The 24,262-nt window shown below is 66.3% G+C and carries 22 protein-coding genes, 2 tRNA genes and 1 other RNA gene; 12 read left to right on the top strand and 13 right to left on the bottom strand.

Features of this window, described 5'->3' with window-relative positions:
- Positions 1-2 precede the first annotated feature (2 nt).
- Positions 3-2,117: an acyltransferase family protein gene (locus tag HDC95_RS04640; RefSeq protein ID WP_259062019.1), complete on the top strand. Its 2,115-nt coding sequence runs from the start codon at positions 3-5 to the stop codon at positions 2,115-2,117.
- Positions 2,118-2,199: 82 nt separating this feature from the next.
- On the opposite strand, the gene HDC95_RS04635 is transcribed toward HDC95_RS04640, so the two are convergent.
- Positions 2,200-2,685, bottom strand: a complete 486-nt coding sequence (locus HDC95_RS04635) for a Dps family protein (RefSeq protein WP_259062017.1) — start codon at positions 2,683-2,685, stop codon at positions 2,200-2,202.
- Between the two features lie 140 nt (positions 2,686-2,825).
- Here HDC95_RS04635 and HDC95_RS04630 point away from each other — a divergent pair, with 140 nt between their 5' ends.
- Entirely contained in the window at positions 2,826-3,362 is a 537-nt protein-coding gene (locus tag HDC95_RS04630) for a gamma carbonic anhydrase family protein (protein WP_259062016.1), read from the top strand.
- A 33-nt stretch (positions 3,363-3,395) separates the two neighbouring features.
- Positions 3,396-3,470 (top strand) — tRNA-Ile (locus HDC95_RS04625).
- A gap of 13 nt (positions 3,471-3,483) precedes the next feature.
- On the opposite strand, the gene HDC95_RS04620 is transcribed toward HDC95_RS04625, so the two are convergent.
- Together HDC95_RS04620 and HDC95_RS04615 are read right to left on the bottom strand one after the other, a co-directional pair.
- Positions 3,484-3,780, bottom strand: coding sequence for a hypothetical protein (locus HDC95_RS04620; RefSeq protein ID WP_259062015.1), 297 nt, complete (start codon positions 3,778-3,780; stop codon positions 3,484-3,486).
- Positions 3,780-5,777, bottom strand: coding sequence for a DUF262 domain-containing protein (locus HDC95_RS04615; RefSeq protein WP_259062014.1), 1,998 nt, complete (start codon positions 5,775-5,777; stop codon positions 3,780-3,782). The genes HDC95_RS04620 and HDC95_RS04615 overlap by 1 nt, the downstream gene beginning before the upstream one ends.
- Positions 5,778-5,954: 177 nt before the next feature.
- Between HDC95_RS04615 and HDC95_RS04610 the strand changes: the two genes are divergently transcribed.
- Together HDC95_RS04610 and HDC95_RS04605 are read left to right on the top strand one after the other, a co-directional pair.
- Positions 5,955-6,728: a hypothetical protein gene (locus HDC95_RS04610; protein WP_259062012.1), complete on the top strand. Its 774-nt coding sequence runs from the start codon at positions 5,955-5,957 to the stop codon at positions 6,726-6,728.
- A gap of 175 nt (positions 6,729-6,903) precedes the next feature.
- Complete coding sequence (locus HDC95_RS04605) at positions 6,904-7,407, top strand: DUF3145 domain-containing protein (RefSeq protein WP_259062011.1); 504 nt, start codon at positions 6,904-6,906, stop codon at positions 7,405-7,407.
- A 163-nt stretch (positions 7,408-7,570) separates the two neighbouring features.
- Here the strand turns inward: HDC95_RS04605 and HDC95_RS04600 are convergent, their stop codons facing one another.
- Positions 7,571-8,974 (bottom strand): PLP-dependent aminotransferase family protein, encoded by a 1,404-nt coding sequence (locus HDC95_RS04600; RefSeq protein ID WP_259062010.1) that lies wholly within the window; start codon positions 8,972-8,974, stop codon positions 7,571-7,573.
- Between the two features lie 95 nt (positions 8,975-9,069).
- On the opposite strand from HDC95_RS04600, the gene HDC95_RS04595 reads away from it, so the two are divergent.
- Complete coding sequence (locus HDC95_RS04595; protein WP_259062009.1) at positions 9,070-9,735, top strand: YitT family protein; 666 nt, start codon at positions 9,070-9,072, stop codon at positions 9,733-9,735.
- An 18-nt stretch (positions 9,736-9,753) separates the two neighbouring features.
- Here HDC95_RS04595 and HDC95_RS04590 read toward each other — a convergent pair whose 3' ends face one another.
- The 6 genes from HDC95_RS04590 to aceE all read right to left on the bottom strand — a co-directional run bounded on the left by HDC95_RS04590 (position 9,754) and on the right by aceE (position 17,372).
- Positions 9,754-10,989: a beta-ketoacyl synthase gene (locus HDC95_RS04590; protein ID WP_259062008.1), complete on the bottom strand. Its 1,236-nt coding sequence runs from the start codon at positions 10,987-10,989 to the stop codon at positions 9,754-9,756.
- 99 nt (positions 10,990-11,088) lie between these two features.
- Positions 11,089-11,337, bottom strand: coding sequence for an acyl carrier protein (locus HDC95_RS04585; RefSeq protein ID WP_259062007.1), 249 nt, complete (start codon positions 11,335-11,337; stop codon positions 11,089-11,091).
- A gap of 68 nt (positions 11,338-11,405) precedes the next feature.
- Complete coding sequence (locus HDC95_RS04580; RefSeq protein ID WP_259062006.1) at positions 11,406-12,407, bottom strand: beta-ketoacyl-ACP synthase III; 1,002 nt, start codon at positions 12,405-12,407, stop codon at positions 11,406-11,408.
- Positions 12,404-13,324, bottom strand: coding sequence for an ACP S-malonyltransferase (locus HDC95_RS04575; RefSeq protein ID WP_259062005.1), 921 nt, complete (start codon positions 13,322-13,324; stop codon positions 12,404-12,406). The genes HDC95_RS04580 and HDC95_RS04575 overlap by 4 nt, the downstream gene beginning before the upstream one ends.
- Positions 13,325-13,420: 96 nt before the next feature.
- Positions 13,421-14,614: a CdaR family transcriptional regulator gene (locus tag HDC95_RS04570; protein WP_259062004.1), complete on the bottom strand. Its 1,194-nt coding sequence runs from the start codon at positions 14,612-14,614 to the stop codon at positions 13,421-13,423.
- A 31-nt stretch (positions 14,615-14,645) separates the two neighbouring features.
- The gene (gene aceE, locus HDC95_RS04565) at positions 14,646-17,372 is read right to left on the bottom strand and encodes a pyruvate dehydrogenase (acetyl-transferring), homodimeric type (RefSeq protein ID WP_259062002.1); all 2,727 of its coding nucleotides are present in this window, start codon (positions 17,370-17,372) and stop codon (positions 14,646-14,648) included.
- Positions 17,373-17,525: 153 nt separating this feature from the next.
- Here aceE and HDC95_RS04560 point away from each other — a divergent pair.
- Positions 17,526-17,601, top strand: a tRNA-Val gene (locus HDC95_RS04560).
- Between the two features lie 13 nt (positions 17,602-17,614).
- Here HDC95_RS04560 and HDC95_RS04555 read toward each other — a convergent pair.
- Positions 17,615-18,643 carry an NADPH:quinone reductase gene (locus HDC95_RS04555; protein WP_259062000.1) on the bottom strand — a complete coding sequence of 343 codons (1,029 nt, stop codon included), beginning with the start codon at positions 18,641-18,643 and terminating at the stop codon, positions 17,615-17,617.
- A gap of 39 nt (positions 18,644-18,682) precedes the next feature.
- Complete coding sequence (locus HDC95_RS04550; RefSeq protein ID WP_259061998.1) at positions 18,683-19,210, bottom strand: MarR family winged helix-turn-helix transcriptional regulator; 528 nt, start codon at positions 19,208-19,210, stop codon at positions 18,683-18,685.
- A gap of 79 nt (positions 19,211-19,289) precedes the next feature.
- Here HDC95_RS04550 and HDC95_RS04545 point away from each other — a divergent pair, with 79 nt between their 5' ends.
- Positions 19,290-20,081, top strand: coding sequence for an SDR family NAD(P)-dependent oxidoreductase (locus HDC95_RS04545; protein WP_259061997.1), 792 nt, complete (start codon positions 19,290-19,292; stop codon positions 20,079-20,081).
- A 21-nt stretch (positions 20,082-20,102) separates the two neighbouring features.
- On the opposite strand, the gene HDC95_RS04540 is transcribed toward HDC95_RS04545, so the two are convergent.
- On the bottom strand, positions 20,103-20,942 hold the full coding sequence (locus HDC95_RS04540; RefSeq protein WP_259061994.1) for an aldo/keto reductase: 840 nt from the start codon (positions 20,940-20,942) through the stop codon (positions 20,103-20,105).
- Between the two features lie 49 nt (positions 20,943-20,991).
- Between HDC95_RS04540 and HDC95_RS04535 the strand changes: the two genes are divergently transcribed.
- The 4 genes from HDC95_RS04535 to rnpB all read left to right on the top strand — a co-directional run bounded on the left by HDC95_RS04535 (position 20,992) and on the right by rnpB (position 24,216).
- Complete coding sequence (locus HDC95_RS04535; protein WP_259061992.1) at positions 20,992-21,366, top strand: YchJ family protein; 375 nt, start codon at positions 20,992-20,994, stop codon at positions 21,364-21,366.
- Positions 21,367-21,411: 45 nt separating this feature from the next.
- Positions 21,412-22,143, top strand: coding sequence for a zinc ribbon domain-containing protein (locus HDC95_RS04530; protein WP_259061991.1), 732 nt, complete (start codon positions 21,412-21,414; stop codon positions 22,141-22,143).
- A gap of 29 nt (positions 22,144-22,172) precedes the next feature.
- Positions 22,173-23,834: a bifunctional 3'-5' exonuclease/DNA polymerase gene (locus HDC95_RS04525; RefSeq protein WP_259061989.1), complete on the top strand. Its 1,662-nt coding sequence runs from the start codon at positions 22,173-22,175 to the stop codon at positions 23,832-23,834.
- A 14-nt stretch (positions 23,835-23,848) separates the two neighbouring features.
- Positions 23,849-24,216, top strand: an RNA gene (rnpB, locus tag HDC95_RS04520) — RNase P RNA component class A.
- Positions 24,217-24,262: the final 46 nt, after the last annotated feature.

The following is a 24,262-nucleotide window of genomic DNA, read 5'->3' as shown; positions in this document are numbered from 1 at the left end:
CCGTGAACTCCACAGCGCAGACTCCGCCGGCCACCCGGTCTCAGCTTCGCCGCGACCGCTCACCGGAGCATGCGGCATCCTCTCGATTCATCCCGCACGTGCAGGGGCTCAGGGCGATCGCCGTCCTCTTCGTCGTGCTGTACCACTTCTGGCCGGGGCGTCTCAGCGGCGGCTACGTCGGCGTCGACATCTTCTTCGTCATCTCCGGGTTCCTGATCACGTCTCACCTGGCCCGCGAGCTCAGCTCGACAGGGACCGTCAAGCTGGGACAGTTCTGGGCACGTCGTGCACGACGTCTGCTGCCGGCTTCGCTGCTGGTTCTGCTCTTCTGCGCTGTCGTCGCTGCGATCCCGTTCCTCACGCCGACGTCGGCTCTGCCGGCAGAGGTCAAGGAGATCATCGCCTCCACGTTCTACGTGGAGAACTGGTATCTCGTATTCAACTCCGCCGACTACCTGGCGCATGCCGGGGATCCGACGACGGTGCAGCACTATTGGTCGCTCTCGCTGGAAGAGCAGTTCTACGTGGTCTGGCCGCTCATCATGCTGCTGGCGGCGTGGGTCTCGGTCAAGTGGTTCCGCGGGGACCGGCTGCGCGCCGCGGCGATCGCGATCGGGGCGGTCTCAGTCGCGTCCTTCGTATTCTGCGTGGTCTACACGCTGACGGATCCCGCCCCGGCGTACTTCATCACCATGGGACGCATGTGGCAGTTCGGCGTCGGTGCCGTGATCGCCCTCGTGCCGCTGCTGCGCGTACGCAATGCCGCCTTGAGCTTCCTGCTCGGCTGGGCAGGAATCATCGCACTCGTGTACACCGCGTTCCGCTTCGACGGGCAGACGCCGTTCCCCGGCTACACGGCGCTGCTGCCGACGCTGGGCGCTGCGGCGATCATCATGGCGTCGAACACCGACCGCTGGTGGTATCCGACACGGTTGCTGTCGATCCCTCCGATGCGCTTCACCGGCGACATCTCATACAGCCTGTATCTCTGGCACTGGCCGCTGATCATCATCGCGCCCTCCGTGCCGTTCTGGGGCCTGACGATCTACCACCGCGTCGCGCTGCTAGTCATCTGCTTCGTGCTCGCCTGGCTCACCAAGCGGTTCGTCGAAGATCCGGCACGCTCATGGAAACCACTCACAACGCGCCCCCCGAAGGTCACGCTGTGGTCAGCTCTTGCAGCCATGGTGCTGGTCGGTGCAGTCGCGGTAGGCGGTTGGGCCGTCAACTCTCCGGCATATCAGCAGGGCGTGCAGGCGATCGAGGAGGTGCGTGAGAACCCGCCCGCGTGCTTCGGCGCGGCCTCCGTGCTGGACGAGGGGTGCGCAGGCACCGAACTCGACACGATCCTCCCCGCTCCCGGCTTCGCCGGCGTCGACCGGCCCACCGACGAGCAGTGCTTCATTCAGCTCAATGATTCGCGCCCCGTGTCGTGCGAGTTCGGCTCCGATGCCCCCGAGGCGCCCCAGGTGGCGCTGATCGGCGACAGCCACGCCTACCAACTACTCCCGACTTTCCAGAACATCGCAGACCGAGAGGGCTGGCGTCTCACGACGTACTTCAAGGGCGCGTGCCCGTGGAACGCGACGCCACTCGCAACGGGCGGCTCCTTCGGCGCTGCGTGCTCCGACTGGCGCGCGGGCGTGGACGCACAGCTCGCGGACCGCGAGTTCGACGCGGTCTTCACGTCTGCGATCTCGAACACTCCTTACTCGTCTGCCGGGTTCGACTCCGCCCACGACGCCGCAGTGGCCGGCTACCAGAAGGCGTGGTCGACCATGACCGACCGCGGCATCCCGGTCGTCACCGTCGTCGACAACCCTGTCTTCGAAACCGACCCGAACAAGTGCCTGCGCACTCGTGATCAGGCGGAGTGTTCTGGAGCTCGTGCAGACGTGCTGCTCGAGGACGATCCGCTGCGCGATGCGGCCGAAGGTGGGCAGGCTGTGACTCTGCTCGACTTCACCGACGTGTTCTGCGACGAGGAGACGTGCAAGACGGTCATCGGCGGGGCGAACGTGTATCGCGATCAGGACCACCTGACCGTGACGTTCGTCGACACCCTGGCCCCGCAGTACACGAAGGCGCTGAAAGACGCGATGGCAGCGGCGGGCTGAGCCACCGCCGCACCACGTTGCACAGGAGAAACGCAGAAGGGCACCGGACGGATCCGGTGCCCTTCTGCGTGTGCGCTGTCTATTACTCCGCGACGTGAGCCACGAGGAACCAGCGGTCCTTCTCGAGACCGCGCATGATCTCGATCGCGACGTCCTGGCTCGTGAGGTCGATCTCGTCGAGACCGTCGATCGCAGCCTTCGTGTCGACGAGGATCGCGTCGATGTCAGCGACGATGTGGCGGATCAACTCGGAAGACTGCGTGAATCCCGCCGGCACAGCAGAAGCGCCGGCCTTGGCGGCGACGGCACTGAGGCGCGCGTCGATCGGGAGGCCGAGAGCGACGATGCGCTCCGCTGCGGTGTCGGCGAAGGCGCCGGCGTTCGCGACGACGGAATCGAGGAGCTCGTGCACGCCGATGAAGTTGGCGCCGCGCACGTGCCAGTGGGCCTGTTTGCCGTTGACGGTCAGCGCCTGCAGCCCGAGTACGACGGGGGACAGGAACTGCGCCGCGGCCGCGGCGACCGTCGGGTCACTGGCGGTGGTGGAGATGGTCTGTGCCTTGCTCATTTTTCTTCCTCCAGAACGACGATTTCGAACCTGATGCAGTCAACGCTACTCAGCCTGAAACATTCCGCAAGCAAGCTGAGGCTCGGCTTATCGACCCAAAAATCCCCGGAATCACGCGGAAGTGAGGGTAGTCTCGCCTCATGAGCATCTCTTCATCAGCGTCTGTACTCGCCCTCCAGAACAAGACTCCTCATATCGCCGATGACGCGTTCGTCGCCGATGGTGCGCGTCTCGTCGGGGCAGTCACGCTCGAGGCCGGCGCGAGCGTCTGGTACAACGCCGTGCTGCGTGCGGACTCTGCCGAGATCACGGTGGGGGTGGGCAGCAACGTGCAGGACAACGTCTCTGTGCACGTTGACAGCGGCCATCCCGTCGTGATCGGTGAGAACGTGTCGATCGGGCACAACGCCGTCGTGCATGGCTGCACGATCGGCGACGGCTCGCTGATCGGGATGGGGTCGGTAATTCTCAGCGGTGCGGTGATCGGCAAGGGGTGCTTGGTCGCCGGTGGGGCGGTGATCCTCGGCGGCACCGAGGTCCCGGACGGATCGCTGGTCGCCGGAGTGCCAGCGAAGGTGCGCCGCGAACTCAGCGAGGAGGAGCGCGCCGGCCTCATCGCGAACGCCGAGATCTATCACTCCCACTTGGAAACGCACCGGGGTGCCACGGCGCGCTGATGCCGGCGACCACCGCTAGGCTATTAACCCTGCGGGGCGGTGGCCAAGTTGGTTAAGGCAGCGGGCTCATAACCCGACGATTCGTGGGTTCAAGTCCCACCCGCCCTACTCTCATTCAGCATCACAGCGGACGCGCGGTGATCGCCTCGTTCCCCAGGTCCTTGCGCGCGGTGCGAAGGCATTTCGTGCAGAGCAATTCGACCGTGCGTGGATGGTTCTCACCGCATGTGCAGTCGATCGTCACGCGCCACTTCGCGCGGCGGCCGCACGGCGCATATGCTTCTTCGTCGCCGTGATCGCACTCGCACTCCAGCGGCACATCCGCATCCCATCCGAGCGAGATGCCTTCGAACGCCTGGTCGAATGGGTCTGCGGCCGTCGGCGCGGACGGCGCGTCGGTATGAGTCTTCTGTCGCATCACATCACGTTCCCGATGTAGGAGTATTTCACGAACACCTCGGCGGCGATACCCGATTCTTCCAACACGCCCTGGAGAGCGCTCATCATGTAGTTCGAGTCCCAGCCCATGTAGAGGAAATGCTCGTCGTCCAGAGCGTCCCAGTGGCCCTTCCAAGCCATCTCGTCGTAGATGGGGCCGCCGTGGCTCCTGCTGTAGGCGAGCGCCGACGGGCGGGCGTCGGTCCATGCGCGGCGGAAGATCCGATTGAAGAGCGCGCGGACGTCCTTCACCTCCCAGTGCTCGCCCCGGTACTCGACGTAGTCGAACTCGCGGTCCCAGCCCGCCGGCCACCCACGTCGGCGCACGGCGTCGAGCACGGGGGTGAGAGCGTCGTCGTCGATCTCCGGGAGGGCGGGTCGCCGCCAGATGCGCATCAGCTGCTCGGTGAGGCGCACTGTGCGCTGCGATATGGCAGCCGTGCCCCAGGACTCCATGTCCACGAGAGCGCGCGTCTCTGCGACCGCGCTGCGCGCGTACGCGTCCCGCCGCTTGTCGCCGTAGGAGGCACCGAACACCCGCTCCGTGAGGGACTGCTCCAGCAAGGTCAGGTTGCCCAGTGTCGGCGCGAGCGCCCGGTGACTGTTGCGCTCGTCTTCCGAGTAGTCGATCCATGGCCGCGTGCCGTCGCCGGACCAGGCGTCGCTCGGCACGAGCGGCACGACGTGCTCGACATCGAAGTCTGACGTGTCCTCCACTTCTTCGATGCGGCCGAGCACGTACGCGGCGTGGGGGAGTTCTGCGTACTTCAGCACGGCGCTGACCCGTTCGTCGGACGGTGTGATGCGGGCGAACGCCCTCATCAGCGCGTCGCGGCCTTCCGTGCGTGCTCGGCACAGTCGGGCGATCAACCGCTCGGCCGGCAGGCCGACGAGCGCGCGGCGCAGATAGAGCGCCTGGATCCACTCCAGCGTCTCGATCAGCTCCGCGCGCGGGATGATTCCACGAGCATGGTCGCTGTACGCGCTCATGGCCAGGGGGTACGCCGCCCGCCCGAACGTGTTGACGTACTCGAGCTGCCTGCGGATCTCGGCATCCTCTTCGGATGATGGATCGAGCAGGATGCCGTAGATCTCGGCATAGTGGCGCCAGATGTCGGCATCCGCCTGGAGATGTTCCACGTCGACGCGGGGGAAGGAGTGCCGGAAGGCGCTGTATACGCCGTGCTCGCCGTTCGCGGCGACTTCTCGGCCGGTGGTCATCACGAGGTAGTGGCGCCAGAACGCCCCGATGGTCTCGCCGGTGTGGCGCTCGATCGGCAGCCAGTAGCGCTCTTCGACGTCCAGCTGCTCCGAGTGGGTGAGACCCATCAGGATGTAGTTGTGGATGAGCTCGTGATCTCGCAGCGGCTCACCCGTGGAGTTCAGGCTCTCGAAGATCTGCTGCGCGTTCGCTGCGGGTCCGAGTGTGATGGACACGTGCTCGATCCTCTGCAGCCCACGCCAGATCAGCGGAGCCTCCTCAGCGTGCACATGGCTGCGGAAGAATGCGTAGTTGTCGTCGAAGCGCGATTCACGGTCGGCATCGTCGCGCTGATCGAGCACGACCGATTCGTACAAGTCCGCCCATGCGTGGTGGGGGCGCAGCTTGGTGCGGGACGAGTCGTCTGCGCGCACCAGCACGCGTTCGAGGTCCGCCGCCATGGCGGCATCGGAATCGCGAACCGCGTGATGCAGGGCAGCGACGAGAAGCATGAGCGTCGTGATGCGCTGCTGTCCGTCGATGAGGATCAGATCGACCTCAGATGCATCCTGCGCGGACAGGATGGATCCGATGAAGTGACGGTGCGTCTCGCCTTCGCGGGCGACCGCGCGGATGTCGGAGAGCAGACGCTCGCATCCGCCGATATCCCAGCGATACTGGCGCTGATAGACCGGCACGACGATCGTCGTGCCCGGTGCGGAAAGCCACTCGATCGTGTTGACGGCGGTCGCTTCGACATTCGTGGCGGTTGCCATGTTCTTCGCTCTTGCTCCTCACGACGACGGAATCCCGCGCTCCGCCGTCAACGAGTCTAGCCGCCGGTGAACTCGCGACGGCTGGCCACGCTGGCTCCGCAGAACACGCTGTTAGGCTTGCCTTATCAGGGCCTGTTAAAACGTGCTGGCCCCCGATGAAAGGACATGACCTAGATCATGGGATACATCAAATCCGCTGCCCTCGAGGAAAAGGGCTTCGTCGTCCTCGACAGCTACAACCAGGACCTCGATCCCAAAGAGTGGCTGGACATCGAGTACAACGACTGGAAGTCTTCGGGAGACACCCGCTTCGCGCCGCTCGCGAGCGCCTTCGGTGACATCGAGTGCAACGGCTTCTGGAACCACAAGCCGCCGCGTACAGACAAGGACGGCGTGTGGATCGACTCGCAGGTCGCCAAGGCCCCGAACCTCACGCGTCGCGCGCAGGAGCCGGGTGCCAACGTCGGCCGCTGCCGCGTGATCGAGTTGCAGCCGACGCCTTACGGCGAGTGCCTCTACAACCTTCATCAGGACGACAACAACCGCTTGAACCCCGACGGCACCGGCTGGGTCGTCCGCGGGTTCTTCAATCTCACTGACGACAAGGACAGCTTCTTCGTTTTGCGTGAGAACCGCACAGATCCTGCGGGTGAGGTGCGGATCGCGCTCCCCGCAGGCGCGCAGCTGATCATCGACACGCAGCGCCTGTGGCACGCCGCGACCCACGTCGGATCCGAGCCGCGCTACAACCTGATCACCTCTTGGACGTCGGGCCCGGAGCTCGACGCCTACATCGAGAAGTACCACGGGACCGACCAGGTCGAGAACTTCGACGTCCCCCAGGACGTTCTCGAGGCCGGCTATGCGGAGCAGGCGCGTAAGGACGCAGCTCGCGCCGCGTACTACGCGGCCAAGGGCCAGCAGGTCAAACAGGCCATGAGCGAGGCGTAAGCAGCCCGCTCGGCGCTCGCGGAATGCCCCGGTCGAAAGGCCGGGGCATTCCGCATAATCACACGCTTGTGATTTCCGTCAGTCTGGGCGATAATCAGCGTATAACCGCATATTCTCGCCACACTTCGTTGGCTCAGGTCGTTGGGGAAGACGCACCTGAAGAAACGGAGAGATCATGGCGACGGCTTACGCACGCGGAGTGGTTTACATCCACTCTGCGCCTCGCGCGCTCTGCCCGCACCTGGAATGGGCTGTCGGACGCGCTATCGGTCGTGCGGTGAACTTCGAGTGGGCCGACCAGCCTGTACTCGAAGGCTCTCGTCGCGCCGAGTTCTACTGGGACGGCCCTGTCGGCACCGGTGCTGCTCTCGCGACCGCGATCCGGGGTTGGGAGCACCTCCGCTTCGAGGTGACGGAAGATCCGACTCCGCGCAGCGACGGCGGCCGTTGGCTGCACACGCCTGATCTCGGCATCCACTATGCGCAGGCCGACGCAGCCGGCAACATCGTCATCGGTGAGGATCGCATTCGCTACGCCATGGAGATCGCCGCCGGAAGCGCGATCGAACTGCAGCGTGAGCTCGATGTCGCTCTCGGCTCCGCCTGGGACGAGGAGCTCGAGCCGTTCCGGCATGCCAGTGATGATTCCACTGTCGTGTGGCTCCACAAGGTCGGTTAGTTCCGAGACGAGACCTGGAGCGTGGAGGCCGACTACCGGATGCCGGTGATTCATCCCGGACGCTGAGAAACGTATCCTCGCTTCAACTGACGAGACCCTCCTCTGCATTCAGAGGAGGGTCTCGTCAGTTGTCCGGTGGGTCTGACCCCGTTCGGGCGTCAACCTAGATCACCGCGGCGTGCCTCGCCTCCGCACTGCGGGTGGATGTGCCCTCGCGCACGTCGTCCCAGGCGAGCCGCAGTCGTTCCATGGCTTCGGCCGTGCGCTGCGGAGGCTGAGTGATCGGAATGCGCATGTAGCGTTCGAGCACGCCTCCACTGGAGAACCGCGGACCAGGAGGTGCGATCAGCTGGCGGTCACGGGCGGCGAGCGACAGTCGCGTCGAGACCGGTATGCCGAGGTCGATCCACGCGGACAGGCCACCGGGCGTGTGCGGCATCTGCAGGTCGCCGATCGCTGCGATTCCGGCGGACACGGCCTCGCGCCCGACCTGCAGCCGTGAACGCACGTGTGCGGTGAGTGCCGGCATCTCGTCGAGAAGCTCGACAGCGATGCACTGATCGAGCAGAGCCGTGCCGAGCTCGAATGATGGTCTCGTGGCGAGCAGCCGCGAGATGAGTACCCGCTCCGCCCTGATCCATCCCAGCCGTAGGCCGCCCCATGCGATCTTGGACATTGAACCGATCGTGATGACGCCCGGGCTGAACGACGCCATCGGCAGTGGCGACCAGCCACGGTCGATGTCGAGCTCGGCTGTGGTCTCGTCGACGATCAGATGCGTGGCCGAGTTGCGCGCCGCACTGGCGACGCGAGACCGGTCCGCATCGGTCATCGTCGCGCCGGTGGGGTTGTGGAAGTCGGGGATCAGATAGGCGATGTGTGGACGACTGCTCAGCATCAGGTCGGTCAGGTGGCGCACATCCCACCCGCTGACGCCGACAGGCGTCGGCATCGTGCGGTAGCCGTTGCGCGTCAGGGCATCGAGCGCGTGAGGAAATGACGGCTGCTCGACGAGAGCGCGCTCACCGCGCCGGCCGATCGTCGCGAGAACGAGGTTGAGCGCGCTCATCGCGCCCGAGGTGATGATGATCTCGTCGGCACTGGTGGCGACGCCGCGTTGACTGAAGCGATCGGCCACCGCGTCGCGCAGTTCTGGCAGACCCCGCAGCGAATATCCGCTCGTGCTGCGCAGTGCGGCGAGGCGAGGCAGCGACCGCACCGTCGCATCATAGAGACCAGGGGTCGAGTCCATCGAGGCGATCGAGAGGTCGATCGCGGATTCGTCTTCCGAGTCGCGCGGCACGGGCACGGCATGGGGGAGCGCGACACGGGTGCTGCCACCGTGCAGGCGTGCGACGTACCCGTCGCGCTCGAGCAGATTGTACGTGCGGGTCATGGTGGAGCGCGATCGGCGCAGCTCCAGCGCCAGTGCGCGTTCGCTGGGCAGGCGTTCTCCGACGGTCAGGCGGCCGTCCAGAATCAGCGCGCGAATCTGCTCGGCGAGCCCGGCGGCGGTGGAGCCGGCCGCGGTCGTCGCTCCGAGCTGTTGAACCAGACGAGATGCCATGCATCAAGCATTGCGCAAAGTGGACTCAGATAGTGAAGCCACTTCTCGGCCAGTGGCCTCAAGTTGCACCGCCGAGCGGCCTCCACGATGGATGGATGCAGCTTCGCTCCGTCTTCCTCCCCGTCGCTTCCACGAGTCGGCGCGACCTCATCGAGCGTCTCGTCCAATTGCTCATCGGGCTCTTCCTCTACGGCGTCGCGCTCGGTCTGATGGTGCGGGCTGGTATCGGCGTCTCGCCGTGGGACGTATTGGCGGTAGGAGTCGCGGGCAAGACTGTTCTCGGCTACGGGATAGTCACCAATCTCGTCGCCGTGGTGGTTCTACTGCTCTGGATCCCCCTCAGACAACGCGTCGGCGTCGGGACGCTGTTCAACGCGCTCCTGGTCGGGCCCAGCGCAGACCTGACTCTTGCTCTCATCCCCGTGCCGAGCTCGGTTTGGGTCGGTGCTCCGATGTTCCTGTTCGGGCTCGTCCTGCTGTCGTTCGCCACCGGTCTGTATATCGCCGCAGATTTCGGTCCGGGCCCAAGAGACGGTCTGATGACGGGGCTCGTGCGCATCACCGGCTGGAGGGTATGGATCGTCCGCACGCTGATCGAAGGCAGCGTCCTGGTGATCGGCTTTCTGCTGGGAGGACCGGTCGGAGTGGGCACGGTGCTCTTCGCACTTGGGGTAGGACCACTCATCGGGTTGTTCCTGCCGCGGATCACCCGACGACGTGAAGAGCGCTCGCGCCGGCTCGCCGCCGTTGTGGCGCGCTGATCAGCGCGCCACCTGCGCTCAGTCGTCGTAAGAGGCGAACGCGGCCACGGCGTTGTGCCCGCCGAAGCCGAACGAGTTGCTGATCGCCAGCTGCGGGCCGTCACCCAGAGGTTGTGCGTCGCCGGACACGAGCAGCGGGATCTCCGGATCCTGCGTGGAGATGTTGATGGTCGGAGGGGCGACGCGGTTCTGGATCGCGAGGATCGTGAAGATCGCTTCGAGAGCACCGGTGCCACCGAGCAGGTGGCCGGTGGATGCTTTCGTCGCCGAGACCGGGATGTCGTGGACGCGGTCGCCGATGACGCTCTTCAGTGCGGCGTATTCGTTCGGATCGCCCACTGGTGTCGACGTCGCGTGCGCGTTGACGTGGGTGATCTCATCCGGAGTGCGTCCGGCGGTCTCGAGTGCGAGCGTGACGGCACGCGCAGCGCCCTCTGGAGCGTTGGCGGTGATGTGGTACGCATCTGCGGTGACGCCGCCGCCGACGAGCTCGGCATAGATCTTGGCACCGCGGGCTTTGGCGTGCTCTTCCGTCTCGAGGATGAGCACTGCGGCGCCCTCGCCCATGACGAAGCCGTCGCGATCTTCGGAATACGGGCGGGACGCAGTCGCGGGGTCTTCGTTCCGACGCGACAGTGCCTGCATCGACGCGAACGACGCGATCGTGATCGGGTGGATGGCAGACTCGGTGCCGCCGGCGATGACGACATCCGCCAGCCCCGACTGCAGGTGCTCGTACGCGTTCACGAGAGACTCGGTGCTGGAGGCGCAGGCGGAGGCGACGGTGCGGGCGAAGGCGCGCGCGGTGAAGTGCAGCGAGAGGTTCCCTGCGGCCGAGTTCGGCATGAGCATCGGCACTGTCATCGGCATGACGCGGCGAGGCCCCTTCTCACGCAGGGTGTCCCAGGCGTCCAACAGGGTCCATACGCCGCCGATTCCGGTGGCGAAGTCGACGCCGAGGCGCTCGGGATCGACATCGGGTGAACCTGCGTCCTCCCAGGCCTCCATAGCCGCGATCAGCGCGAACTGGGAAGAAGGGTCCAGTCGCTTGGCGACCGGACGCGCGAGCACCTCTTCCGGCCGCACGATCGCCTCAGCGGCGAAAGTGACAGGCAGTTCGAGCTCCTCCACCCACTCGTGTTCGAGAGTGCGTCCTCCGGACATGCCGGCCAGCAGGTTGGTCCAGTTCTCAGGGGCCGTACCGCCAATGGCGGAGGTGGCGCCGATACCGGTGACGACGATGCGCTTGGTCATTGGGTGTGGTTCCTGTCGAAAGGGACGAGAGCGGTCTCGGGGGAGGGAAGGCAGAGGATGCCACGCCCCGCAGAGTGCGAGGGTGGCATCCGTCAGGTCTTACGCCTGGCCGGCGACGATGAAGTTCACGGCGTCGCCGACGGTCTTGAGGTTCTTGACCTCGTCGTCGGGAATCGTGACGCCGAACTTCTCCTCGGCGTTGACGACGATCGTCATCATCGAGATCGAGTCGATGTCGAGGTCGTCCGTGAAGGACTTCTCGAGCGCGACCTCGGAGCCGTCGATGCCGGTCTCGTCGGTGATGAGTTCGGAGAGGCCGGCGAGGACCTCATCGTTGGTGAAAGCCATGTGGTTTTCCTCTTTCTTGCGGGTTGTTTTCGGAACCGATGAACAGTTTAGGAGGTCGCCGGGCGTGATCAGGGGAGGACGACGACCTGCGCGGCGAACACGAGACCGGCTCCGAAGCCGATCTGCAGCGCGAGTCCGCCGGACAGTTCAGGATGCTCGGCCATCAACCGGTGGCTCGCGAGAGGGATCGATGCCGCCGAGGTGTTGCCCGTGGTCTCGATGTCGCGTGCGATCACAGTGGTCTCCGGCAGCTTCAGCTGCTTCGCGAACTCGTCGATGATGCGCATGTTGGCCTGATGTGGAATGAACGCGGCGATGTCTGCCGGCTCGACGCCCGCGACGTCGAGAGCTTCGCGCGCGACCTTGGCCATCTCCCAGACGGCCCAGCGGAACACGGTCTGTCCCTCCTGGCGCAGTGTCGGCCATGGCACCTCGCCGTCGCGGAACTGGGTGAGCGTGCCGTTCATGCCGACGGCATCCGCCTTCGAGCCATCCGATCCCCACACGGCCGGCGCGATGCCCGGAGTCTCGCTCGGGCCGATCAGAGCGGCGCCGGCACCGTCGCCGAGCAGGAACGAGATGCTGCGGTCGGCCGGGTCGACGACGTCGGAGAGCTTCTCCGTGCCGATCACAAGGGCGTAGCGCGCGGCGCCTGCGCGGATCAGCGCGTCGGCCTGTGCGATCGCGTAGGCGTATCCGGCGCACGCGGCGTTGACGTCGTATGCCGCGGCCGGGTTCGCGCCGACGCGGTCCGCGACGATCGCGGACACCGAGGGGGACTGCTTCGGGTTGCTGATGGTCGCGACGATCACGAGGTCGACGTCGGACGCTGCGACCCCCGACTTCTCGATGGCTTCTGCCGCCGCGATGGCTGCGAGGTCGATCGCGTCGGTGTCCTTGGCGGCGCGTGCACGGGTGATGATGCCGGTGCGCTGACGGATCCACTCGTCGCTGGAATCGATCGGTCCGATGAGATCGTCGTTCGGGACTGCGTTCTCGCCGCGCGCGGCGCCGAACGACAGGATCCGGGTGAACTGCGGGCCGGTGGCCTGCTTCAGGGTGGCGGTCATGCGGCTGCTCCGTTCAGCAGCTCAGCCGCTGCGTCGAGGTCTTCTGGTGTCTTGACGGCCACGGCAGGCGTGCCGCGTAGGCCACGTTTGGCGAGGCCGGTGAGGGCTCCTGCCGGCGCGAGTTCGATGAGGCCGGTGATGCTGTTGTCGGCGAAGGAGCTCATGCAGAGATCCCAGCGCACCGGCGAGGAGACCTGGTTGACGATCAGCTCGAGTGCGGTGGCACCGGAGGTGACGATCGAGCCGTCCTTGTTGGTCCAGAGCGTGATCTGCGGGTCGCTCGGTGCGATCTCGTCGACGGCGGCACGCAGCGCTTCGACGGCGGGCGCCATGTATGAGGTGTGGAACGCGCCGGCGACCTGCAACGGGATCACTCGAGTTCCCTTCACGGGTTCTTCAGCAAGCGAAGCCAGGGCGGGAAGGGCTCCTGCGACGACGATCTGCCCGCCCCCGTTGTAGTTGGCCGGGGAGAGTTCCAGCTCGGCGAGGCGGGCGAGCACGGACTGCTCGTCGCCGCCGATCACTGCGCTCATCCCGGTCGGGGTCTGTGCCGCGGCATCCGCCATCGCCCGACCCCGAACACCTACGAGACGCATCGCCTGTTCTGCGGAGACGACACCGGCGCCGACGAGCGCGGCGAGTTCGCCCACCGAGTGCCCTGCGGTGCCGTCCGGAGCGCGTCCGGCGCGCTTGGCGAGCGCAGCCGAGGCGATCAGCGATGCCGCGACGATGAGCGGCTGCGCGATGCGCGTGTCGCGGATGGTGTCAGCGTCGGACTTCGTGCCGTGAAGGAGAAGATCGACTTCTGCGGCCTCGGAGTATGCAGCGAGACTGTCGGCCACGCCGTCCAGCTCGAGCCAGGGGGAGAGAAAACCGGGGGTCTGTGAGCCCTGTCCAGGGCAGGCGACGACAATCACCTACTCAGTCTGCCAACGTTCGCGCCAGAACGGTGGATGATCCCTCACAAGATTCCGAGATTCCCTTGTGCGCGACGTACAGCGCGCGTCGACAGTTCAGCGCGTGCGACGGTTGGCTGCTCGGCGACGCACCGGTTCCGTGGCGCCGATGGAGCCGACGATCAGTGCCGTCTGCAGGATCAGTGCCTCGCGGGGACCGGTGGCATCCCACCCGATGACCTCGCTCACGCGCTTGAGGCGATAGCGGACCGTGTTCGGATGCACGAACAGCTCTCGTGCGGTCGCTTCGAGCGAGCGACCGTTGTCGAGATAGCTCCACAGCGTGGTGACAAGGTCAGTGGAGTGCGCCTGCAACGGGCGGTAGATGCGTTCGATGAGTGTCTGCTTCGCCAGAGGATCACCGGCGAGTGCGCGTTCAGGAAGCAGGTCATCGGCTTCGACGGGACGTGGAGCGGTGCGCCAGGCGCGGGCGACGGCGAACCCGGCGAGAGCTGCACGTGCGCTCTGCCCGGCATCCACGAGCGCAGCCACCGGCGGGCCGAGCACGACGTACCCGGGACCGAACGACGGCTCCAGACGCGCGGCGATGTCCTCGAAGGCGAGTTCGTCGGCGACCTCTTCGCGACCGGGAACACGCGCACGACCCAGGACCAGGACCAGTCTCGAACCCTGCACGCCGATGAGCACGTCGACCGCGAGCTTGCGTGCGGTGCGGCGCACATGATCGACATCGAACTGCGGGGGAGTCGTGCCCACCAGCACACACACCTCGCCGTGGCCGTGCCAGCCGAGAGCCGCGATGCGGCTGGGCAACTCTTCATCGGCCTCCCCGGTGAGGATGGAGTCGACCACCAGCGCCTCGAGTCGCGCATCCCACAGCCCTCGCGCCTCGGCGGCGCGGGCGTACACGTCAGCGGCGGCGAAAGCGACCTCGCGGGAGTACAGCAGGATCGCCTCGCGCAGGTCCTCGCCCTTGCCGGCGACGCGCTCCTCTGTGACCTCGACGGTCACGCGAATGAGCTGCAGCGTCTGGGTCAGGCTCACACTGCGCAGAAGTTCGCGCGGTGCGGCGGCGAAGATGTCAGCCGCGATCCACGGCGTCGAAGTGGGATCGTCGAACCACTGGATGAACGAGCTGATGCCCGCCTGGGCCACCAGCCCGACCGCAGAGCGGCGGGCCGGTGGCATGTCGGCGTACCAGGGCAGCGTGTCGTCGAGGCGCTGGATGGTCGCCGTGGCGAGGTCACCGGAGATCCGGCGCAGCCAGGCGAGCGTCGTAGCCTTGTCCATCGATGTGGGAGACGATCCGGTCACACCGGGCTCAGCTCTCGCCGCCGGCGTTTCCGCTTGTGCCGGCGTTGACGTTGTGCAGGTCGTACTTCGAGATCGCCTGTGCGATCACGGAGCGCTCGACCTTGCCCTTGTCTGCGAGACCCTGAAGCGCGCGGACCACCATCGAGGGGCCGTCGATCTTGAAGAAGCGACGTGCCGCTGCGCGGGTGTCAGCGAAGCCGAAACCGTCGGCGCCGAGCGTGTAGTAGTCGCCCGGAACCCACTGGCGGATCTGGTCCTGCACCGCGTGCATGAAGTCGCTGGTCGCGATGAACGGACCCTCGGCGCCCTGCAGCTTCTGCGTGATGTAGGCCAGACGCGGCTCTTCCTCGGGGTGCAGGAAGTTGTGCTCGTCGGCGGCCAGGCCGTCGCGGCGCAACTCGGTCCAGCTGGTGACGGACCACACGTCGGCGACGACGCCCCAGTCCTTCGCCAGCAGTTCCTGCGCCTCGAGAGCCCACGGCACTCCGACGCCGGACGCGAGCAGCTGGACGCGAGGTCCGTCGCCCTGACCTTCGGAGACGCGGTGCAGACCCTTGAGGATGCCGTCGACGTCGACATCCTCCGGCTCAGCCGGCTGCTTGAACGGCTCGTTGTACACCGTGAGGTAGTACATGACGTCGGGATCGGGGTGCGATCCGCCGTACATCCGCTCGATGCCAGCCTGCACGATTTGCGCGACTTCGTAGCCGTAGGCCGGGTCGTAGGTGATGGTGGCCGGGTTGGTCGATGCGAGCAGCGGGGAGTGCCCGTCCGCGTGCTGTGTTCCCTCTCCGGTCAGCGTCGTACGGCCGGCCGTCGCGCCGATGACGAAACCGCGTGCCATCTGGTCGGCGGCCGCCCAGAAGGCATCGCCGGTGCGCTGGTAGCCGAACATCGAGTAGAAGATGTAGATCGGGATCAGCGGTTCGCCGTGCGTCGAGTACGACGTGCCGGTCGCGGTGAACGCCGCGGTGGCGCCGGCCTCGTTGATGCCGACGTGCATGATCTGACCCTGCGGGCTCTCCTTGTAGGCGAGGAGCAGTTCGCGGTCGACGGCGGTGTAGTTCTGGCCGTTCGGGTTGTAGATCTTCGCGGTCGGGAAGTACGCGTCCATTCCGAACGTACGTGCCTCGTCCGGGATGATCGGCACGACTCGCTCGCCGAACCCCTTGACCTTCATGAGGTCCTTGAGCATGCGGACGAACGCCATCGTCGTGGCGACCTCCTGGTTGCCCGAGCCCTTCTTGGGGAACGCGTAGTCCTTGTCCTCGGGAAGGGTCAGCCCCACGTGGGTGGTGCGTCGCTCCGGCAGGAAGCCGCCGAGGTCGTGACGGCGGTCCAGCATGTACTGGATCGTCTCGTCCTGCGCTCCCGGGTGGAAGTACGGCGGACGGTACGGGTCTTCTTCGAGTTGAGCGTCCGTGATCGGGATCTGCATGGTGTCGCGGAAGAGCTTGAGGTCCTCCAGCGTCATCTTCTTCATCTGGTGCGTCGCGTTGCGCCCCTCGAAGTGCGGGCCGAGACCGTAGCCCTTGACAGTCTTCGCGAGGATGACGGTCGGCTGGCCCTTGTGCTCCATGGCGGCCTTGTAGGCGGCGTACACCTTGCGGTAGTCGTGGCCACCGCGGCGCAGCTTCCAGATCTGGTCGTCGGTGTAGTCCTTGACCAGAGCCGCCGTGCGCTCGTCGCGGCCGAAGAAGTTCTCGCGCACGAAGGCGCCGCTCTCGGCCTTGTAGGTCTGGTAGTCGCCGTCGGGGGTGACGTTCATGAGGTTCAGCAGTGCGCCCTCGGTGTCGCGGGCGAGCAGGTCGTCCCACTCGCGTCCCCAGACGACCTTGATGACGTTCCAGCCGGCGCCGCGGAAGTACGATTCCAGTTCCTGGATGATCTTGCCGTTGCCGCGCACCGGACCGTCGAGACGCTGCAGGTTGCAGTTGATCACGAAGGTCAGGTTGTCGAGGCCCTCGTTGGCTGCGACCTGGAGCTGGCCGCGCGATTCGACTTCGTCCATCTCGCCGTCGCCGAGGAACGCCCACACGTGGGAGTCGGCGACGCTCTTGATGCCGCGATTCTCGAGGTACTTGTTCGCCATCGCCTGGTAGACAGCGTTGATCGGGCCGAGACCCATCGAGACGGTCGGGAACTGCCAGAACTCGCGCATCATGCGCGGGTGCGGGTACGACGGGATGCCGTTCGGTGCGCCGGACTTCTCCTGGCGGAAGGCATCGAGCTGAGCCTCGCTCAGGCGCCCTTCGAGGAAGGCGCGGGCGTACATGCCGGGGGAGGCGTGACCTTGATAGAAGATCTGGTCGCCGCCGGACGAGTCATCCTGACCGCGGAAGAAGTGGTTGTGCCCGACCTCGTAGAGCGAGGCTGCCGATGCGTAGGTCGAGATGTGACCGCCGACGCCGATGCCCGGACGTTGTGCGCGGTGCACCGTGATCGCGGCATTCCAGCGAATCCAGTGGCGGTAGCGGCGCTCGAGTTCTTCATCGCCCGGGAAGTCGGGCTCATTCTCGGAAGCGATGGTGTTGATGTAGTCCGTGGTCGGAACCATCGGCACATTGAGGTGCAGCTCCTTCGAGCGCTTGAGCATGCTGAGCATGATTTCGCGCCCACGGCCGTGACCCTTGGAATCGACCAGCCCGTCGAGCGACTGCTGCCACTCGCTGGTCTCCTCCGGATCACTGTCGAGGGGGCCCTGGGAGTACGGATCCTGGTCGTGAACGGTCACAAGGAGCCTTTCGTCAAGCTGGCAGGTCTTGCCAAGGAAACGGGAAGCGACGCGGGGAGCCTTGTCGGCTCGGCACAACGCGCGCCGCATTCAGCCTAGCCCTCTTCACAGACTGCGTCGCGCATCCGCGACATGGATAGACTGAACACACCAGGGCCTTTAGCTCAGCTGGTAGAGCGCCACGTTTACACCGTGGATGTCGTCGGTTCGATCCCGGCAGGGCCCACCACATCAGTCTCCGCTCAGTCCCTGTCCTCTATTACGCGGATGAGGACCTTGCCGATCGTGCCCTGTTGCACGGCATCATGCGCGGCGGCCGTCTCCTCTAAGGGAAACCATGTGAGAGGGAGCCCTGCCGCCTCCCCGACGGGAAGCGCGTCGTCCTGCAGCGCGGCGGTGATGTCCTCGACCGCCGCAGCGAGCGCATCCTCGCCGACCGTGTACAGCAGAAGCCCCTGCCAGCGTGCGTTCTTCGCGAAGGTGGCGATGATGGGGACGGTGATCGTGTCGCCCTTGTCGTTCGCGTAGAACGCGATCGAACCGTGATTGGCCACCACGGCGACATCCAGCGCGGCGTTCGTCGCGGGGGAGACCTCCACGATGTGGTCGACGCCCGACGGCGCAACCTCGAGGATGCGCTCGGCGAGCCGATCATCGGGGTACCGGAACACGTGGTGTGCGCCGGCCGCGCGGGCGAGACTCTCCTTCTCGTCACTGCTGACAGTCGTGAGAACCTTCGCACCTGCCCAGACCGCGAGCTGGATCGCCGCGTGTGCGACGGCGCCGGCTCCGCCCTGCACGAGGACAGTCCGATCGGCGAGGGCTCCGGGAGAGAGGCGCGACGGGCCGAACTCGTGCACGGTCAGCGCACGATGCGCCGTCATCGCGGGGACGCCGAGGCTCGCGGCGACGTCGAACCCGATCCCGTCGGGAAGCCGGACGGCGCGTGCGGCGGGAACGACCGTGACGTCCTGAGCGGTCCCGGTCGGACGTTCGTGCGCTGCGAGATACACCCACACGCGATCCCCGACCTGCAGGTCGACGACGCCGTCACCGACAGCATCCACGACGCCGGCGCCGTCCTGGTTCGGCACGACCTGATCGAACGGCATCGGTGTGCCCGACGAAGCGCGAGCCTTCCAGTCGGTGGGGTTGACTCCCGATGCGTGGATGCGGACGCGCACCTCACCCTGGCCGGGCTGTCCCGCTTCCCGCTCGATCAACGTGAGCGTCTCGGAGCCGCCCTTGCCTGTGTACACGATTGCTCTCATGTCGGATGCAAGGCGGAGGCGGCTACGGGTATTCCGAGTTCAGGCGCCGTGTGACGGGTCGGGTCGTTCAGCGGACCGTTCCTGCGGCGGCCGCCAGCCCTCTTCTTCCCGGATGGCGCCGAGAATACGCCGACTGATCTCCCTCAGCTGCTTCGACTGCGTCGTCGTCAGCGGGTCCATGACCAATCGGCGGACGGTGCTCACATGCCCAGGACTCGCCTGGTCGACCTTGTGCAGCCCGGCATCCGTGAGAATCGCGAGCGTGAAACGGCCATCGGTGGGATCGGGCATCCGATGCATCCATCCGCGTTTCTCCATGCGCGTCGCCGCGCGCGAGAGCCTGGACAGTGAGCTGTTCGCGTAACCGGCGAGCACGCTCATGCGAAGGCTTGTCTCGGGGGCGTGGGCGAGGGCGTAGAGGATTCCGTACTCGAAGTGCGTCATGTCCGAGTCGCCGAGCAGCTGAGCGTCGAGCGCCGCCGGCAGCCATTCCAGGAGAGTGGCAAGAGACGACCAGGTCTCCAGCTCGTCGCCGTCGAGAACCGTGGAGACAGAAGGATCGGACATGCCAGCAGACTACCCGATGACTTTCTCGATCAAGTCAAATGATAGGTTATGACTTTACTGAGCAAGTGAACGGAGCATCATGGAGATGAAACTGAACGGCCGGCGAGCGTTCGTGAGCGGGTCTACGCAGGGGATCGGGTACGCGATCGCGAAGGGGCTTCTCGCAGAAGGAGCTTCGGTCGTCATCAACGGCCGAAGTCAGGAGAAAGTCGACCGCGCGGTTCAAGAGCTGGAAGCAGGGGATTCCGACGCGCCCGTCTCGGGAATCGTCGCCGACTTCGAAGACCCACAGGAGACGGCGCGGCTGGTCGATGCGCTCGGTGAGGTCGACATCCTGGTCAACAACGTCGGTCTCTTCGAACTCGCCTCATTCGGCGACATCGGCGACGACGACTGGCAGCGGTACTTCGAGATCAACGTCATGAGTGGCGTGCGACTCGCGCGGCACGCCCTGCCGAACATGCTGGAGAACGGATGGGGACGCATCCTCTTCATCGGCAGCGAGTCCGGGGTGAACATCCCCGCAGACATGGTGCACTATGGCGTCACGAAGGCCGCGATGCTGGCTCTGAGCAACGGGCTCGCGAAGCTCACCCGTGGCACCGAGGTGACGGTGAACACGATTCTCGGCGGCCCGACCTACTCCGATGGGGTCGCCGACACCGTCAGCGCGCTCTCGCAGGCGCAGGATGTTTCTGCAGAAGCTCTGAAGGCGGCCATCATCGGCGGGAACACGACATCTCTGCTGCAGCGATTCATCGAGCCCGACGAGATCGCCAATCTCGCGATCTACCTGGCGAGCCCACTGTCGTCCGCGACTAACGGCGCGGCATTGCGCGCGGACGGCGGTGTGCTGACGACGACGATCTGACGATTGGACGGATGCCGCGGCTCAGGACTCCTCGTGCGTCCTCGGGTCGGCATCGAAGAGGCGACCGTCGGGGCGCCCGAGTGCAGTGATCGCCTCCACCTCGGCGTCGTCGAGGACGACGGATGCCGCGGCGAAGTTCGCGCGCTGATGCTCCAGCGACGACGCTTTCGGGATCGCGACGCTCTCACGCGCGACGTGCCAGGCGAGCACGGACTGTGCGGGAGAGATGTCGTGAGCTGCCGCGACCTCGACGATCACGGGTTCTTCCAGCAGCGCCTTCGCACGGCCGATGGGACTCCACGCCTCGGTGATGATGCCGTGCTCGAGGTGGTACTCGAGCTGCTCCTCCTGCGGGAAGTACGGGTGCAGCTCGATCTGGTTCACCACAGGGCGCACGCCCGTCTCATGCTCGAGGCGCTCGAGGTGCTCCGGCAGGAAGTTCGACACGCCGATCTGACGCACCACGCCGCGCTGCTGGGCGTCGACGAGCGCGGCCCACGCCTGCACATATTCGTCCTGGATCGGGTTCGGCCAGTGGATGAGGTGCAGATCGGTGGCGTCGATTCCCAGCCGGAACCGGCTCTCCTCGATGCTTGTGCGCGCCTTCTCGATGGAGTGGTGGCGACCGGGGAGCTTCGTGGTGACGATCACTTCTGCACGATCGGTCGCTGCATCTGCCACGCCGCGCCCCACGGTTCCCTCGTTCTCGTAGTTGAACGCCGAGTCGATCAGGCGGTAGCCGACGTCGATGCCGGCGGCGATCGCCGCCGCGCCCTCGGCGCCGTTGAGCCGATAGGTTCCCAGTCCGATCGCGGGAAGAGTGAAGCCGTTGTGAGCGGTGCGGGTGGGCAGAGCGGTCATCGTGTTCTCCTTCAAGTTCGCAACTCAGAGTACGCGGCACAATGGATTCATGCGATGTCCCTGTCTCTCCGGCGACACATACGAGTCGTGCTGCGGCCCACTGCTCGCGGGAGACTCGGCAGCGCCGACCGCCGAGCGCCTGATGCGTTCGCGATTCACGGCGTTCGCGGTCGGGGATGTGCCGTATCTGCTGCGTTCGTGGCATCCGTCGACCAGGCCGAGCGATCTCGATCTCGATCCCGACATCCGCTGGACTCGGTTGGACATCCTCGAGACGGCGGCGGGCGGGCCATTCGACACGGACGGCTACGTGACGTTCGAATCCTTCTACCGTGAGCAGGGCGTGCAGGGATCCATGAAGGAGCGCAGCCGCTTCGTCCGCGAGGGCGGGGTGTGGTCATACGTCGATGGCGCGCCCGGCTGAACGATCCGATCGTCAGCCTGCCGCAACCGCGGGTAGGTTGGAGTTGTGAACGCCAGCCCCGAGCATCAGCGCCTCCTTCTCGACGTCGCCGACCTGGATCGCCGCATCCAGCAAGCCGAGCGCGCACGCACCACGCCGGCGCAGGGCCCGCGCATCAATGAGCTCGCCAAAGAGCGCCAGGAGCAGCTTCGCGAGCTGACCTCACTGACCGGCGCACGTGATGACGCACGCACCGAGCTCAGCCGACTCGAATCCGATGTGAAGCTCGTCGAGCAGCGTCGCACCCGCGACTCCGAGCGGCTGGCGGCCAGCACCAATTCGAAAGACGCCCAGGCCTTCGAACACGAGCTCGCGAGCCTCGCCAAGCGCGTCAGCGACCTGGAAGACATGGAACTCGAGGTCATGTCGCGTGTGGAGGAGGCCGAGGCCGCCGTCGCAGCGCAACAGGCTCTCATCGACCTGACCACGGCCGAGGGAACAGAACTCACCACGCAGGCGAAGGCCGCGGTTGCCGCGGCGACGACCGAGGGCGAGCACCTCAAGCGCGACCGCGCGGCCATCACTGCGAGCATCCCCGCCGACCTGCTCGCCGATTACGAGCGCCGTGCATCGCGCGGCATCGGCGTCGGCCTGCTGCGTCGCGGCACCTGCGAGGGCTGCCGCATGATGCTGTCGGGAACGCATCTGAACGAGGTTCGACAGGCCGCACCCGACGCTGTGATGTCCTGCCCCGAGTGCGGCGCCATCCTGGTGCGCACCGACGAATCAGGGCTGTGAAGCCGGCGTCCGCATCGGACGCGAGAATCATGCTGGCCTCCGCCGGCAGCGGTGACTTCCTCGCCATCGAGCTCGATGCCGATGGAGCAGAGCGACACCGTGTCGAGCTCGCAGGCCCTGACCTCGTCGAGTGGGTGCGCGATGTGGAGCAGAACCGTTCGCCGCGGTGGGTGATCCGCAGTGCGAGAGAGCTGTATCCGCGTCTGCTGGCCGAAGGGGTGGTCCTGACGAGGGCGCATGACCTTCTGCTGTGTCACGCGATCCTTCGCGACACCGATCGTGTCGCGCGACCGCTAGTGCCGTCAGCGGACTGGCTTCCCCGCGAGCCGGATGCCGGAGCGCCCGCGCTGTTCGACCTGCTCGCGCGGCCGTCGGGGGATTCGGCAGACGACCTCCTCGAGCAGTATCGGGAGCAGTGCCGCGTTATCGCCGCCGACAAGACGGGGCACCTGCCGCTGCTGTGCGCGGCGGAATCCGCCGGCGGACTGATCGCCGAGGAGATGCGCGCTGGCGGAGTGCCGTGGGATGCCGAGGCGCACGACCGCATCCTCGTCGACGTGCTCGGCCCACGACCGGCGGGCGGCGGTCTGCCCGCACGCATGGCCGAACTCGCCGAGAAGGTGCGCTTCCACCTCGGCGACCCGCAGCTCCACCTGGACAGCCACGTGAAGCTTCTCCGTGCGCTGCACCGCGTCGGCGTGAACGTCGAGTCGACGAGCCAGTGGGAGCTGAGTGAGGTCGCCCATCCAGTCATCGAGCCGCTGCTGGCGTATAAGAAACTCTCGCGGCTTCTGAGCGCGAACGGCTGGGCCTGGCTGTCCGAGTGGGTGCGCGATGGCCGCTTCCGCCCCGTATACATTCCCGGAGGCGTCGTCACGGGCCGCTGGGCATCATCAGGTGGGGGAGCACTGCAGATCCCTCGCATCCTCCGCCCCGCAGTGCAGGCGGACGAGGGTTGGATGCTGATCGTCGCGGACGTCGCGCAGCTCGAACCTCGCATGCTGGCGGCGATGGCCGGCGATAAGGCGATGGCCGAGGCGGCGCGCGGCCGCGACCTGTATGCCGGTGTCGTCGCATCCGGCGCCGTGGCAACACGCGAAGAGGCGAAGTATGCCGTGCTCGGCGCGATGTACGGCGCGACGACCGGCGACAGCGGGCGCCTGGTTCCCCGGCTGCGCAAGGTCTACCCTCGTGCGATGCGCCTCTTGGACGAGGCCGCGCGTACAGGAGAGGACGGGGGCGTTGTGTCGACGAACCTCGGCCGTTCCTCTCCTCGGCCGGATGCCGCGTGGCAGGCGATGCAGAGTGACGCGAGTGGTGCCGACGCCGATCCAGTAGAGGTGAAGCGCGCGCGGCAGAGCGCGCGCGAGCGCGGCCGGTTCACCCGCAACTTCGTGGTGCAGGGGACAGCTGCCGAGTGGGCGCTCATCTGGCTGGCGGAGATCCGTCATCGGCTCCGGGGGCTTCCCGAGGCTGCTACGCCGGCCGCAGCATCCGGCCCTTTCGCCCGCAACGCACATCTGGCCTTCTTCCTCCACGACGAGGTGATCCTGCACGTGCCGGCCGAGTCGGCGGATGCTGCGGCTGAGGCCGTGCGCCAGTCCGCCGCCGTCGCGACGCGCCGACTGTTCGGCGGCTTCCCGATCGATGTGCCCCTTGATCTGCGAATCGTGCAGACGGCGGAGAAGTAGACTGAGAGTGCGAATGGGTCGGCTGGACGGCCGCGTTGCGGGAGACCGCACCGAGGAACGTCCGGGCTCCACAGGGCAGGATGGTGGGTAACACCCACCCGGAGCAATCCGCGAGAAAGTGCCACAGAGAGCAGACCGCCGGGGCATGCCCCGGTAAGGGTGAAAGGGTGGTGTAAGAGACCACCGGGGGTCATGGTGACATGACCTGCCAGGTAAACCTCGTCCGGAGCAAGGTCAGACAGAGGATGTTGACGCGGCTCGCCGAGTCCTCGGGTAGACCGCTGGAGCGGCACGGCAACGTGTCGCCGAGAGAGATGGCCGTCGAAGGGATCCCTCGAGAGAGGCCCCGGAACAGAACCCGGCGTACAGGCCGGCCCATTCGCCCCACCGATGTGAAAGGGCTCGGCGACCTGTCATGGTCGCCGAGC

Origin of the sequence: Microbacterium sp. AK031 (assembly GCF_024807145.1) — a bacterium.
GTDB lineage: Bacteria > Actinomycetota > Actinomycetes > Actinomycetales > Microbacteriaceae > Microbacterium.
This window is presented reverse-complemented; position numbering and strand designations above follow the sequence as displayed.

Coding starts and splice junctions, on each gene's coding strand:
- HDC95_RS04635 (WP_259062017.1), bottom strand. CDS start 2,685: ATGAGCAAGGCACAGACCATCTCCACCACCGCCAGTGACCCGACGGTC.
- HDC95_RS04630 (WP_259062016.1), top strand. CDS start 2,826: ATGAGCATCTCTTCATCAGCGTCTGTACTCGCCCTCCAGAACAAGACT.
- HDC95_RS04620 (WP_259062015.1), bottom strand. CDS start 3,780: ATGCGACAGAAGACTCATACCGACGCGCCGTCCGCGCCGACGGCCGCA.
- HDC95_RS04615 (WP_259062014.1), bottom strand. CDS start 5,777: ATGGCAACCGCCACGAATGTCGAAGCGACCGCCGTCAACACGATCGAG.
- HDC95_RS04610 (WP_259062012.1), top strand. CDS start 5,955: ATGGGATACATCAAATCCGCTGCCCTCGAGGAAAAGGGCTTCGTCGTC.
- HDC95_RS04605 (WP_259062011.1), top strand. CDS start 6,904: ATGGCGACGGCTTACGCACGCGGAGTGGTTTACATCCACTCTGCGCCT.
- HDC95_RS04600 (WP_259062010.1), bottom strand. CDS start 8,974: ATGGCATCTCGTCTGGTTCAACAGCTCGGAGCGACGACCGCGGCCGGC.
- HDC95_RS04595 (WP_259062009.1), top strand. CDS start 9,070: ATGCAGCTTCGCTCCGTCTTCCTCCCCGTCGCTTCCACGAGTCGGCGC.
- HDC95_RS04590 (WP_259062008.1), bottom strand. CDS start 10,989: ATGACCAAGCGCATCGTCGTCACCGGTATCGGCGCCACCTCCGCCATT.
- HDC95_RS04585 (WP_259062007.1), bottom strand. CDS start 11,337: ATGGCTTTCACCAACGATGAGGTCCTCGCCGGCCTCTCCGAACTCATC.
- HDC95_RS04580 (WP_259062006.1), bottom strand. CDS start 12,407: ATGACCGCCACCCTGAAGCAGGCCACCGGCCCGCAGTTCACCCGGATC.
- HDC95_RS04570 (WP_259062004.1), bottom strand. CDS start 14,614: ATGGACAAGGCTACGACGCTCGCCTGGCTGCGCCGGATCTCCGGTGAC.
- HDC95_RS04555 (WP_259062000.1), bottom strand. CDS start 18,643: ATGAGAGCAATCGTGTACACAGGCAAGGGCGGCTCCGAGACGCTCACG.
- HDC95_RS04550 (WP_259061998.1), bottom strand. CDS start 19,210: ATGTCCGATCCTTCTGTCTCCACGGTTCTCGACGGCGACGAGCTGGAG.
- HDC95_RS04545 (WP_259061997.1), top strand. CDS start 19,290: ATGGAGATGAAACTGAACGGCCGGCGAGCGTTCGTGAGCGGGTCTACG.
- HDC95_RS04540 (WP_259061994.1), bottom strand. CDS start 20,942: ATGACCGCTCTGCCCACCCGCACCGCTCACAACGGCTTCACTCTTCCC.
- HDC95_RS04535 (WP_259061992.1), top strand. CDS start 20,992: ATGCGATGTCCCTGTCTCTCCGGCGACACATACGAGTCGTGCTGCGGC.
- HDC95_RS04525 (WP_259061989.1), top strand. CDS start 22,173: ATGCTGGCCTCCGCCGGCAGCGGTGACTTCCTCGCCATCGAGCTCGAT.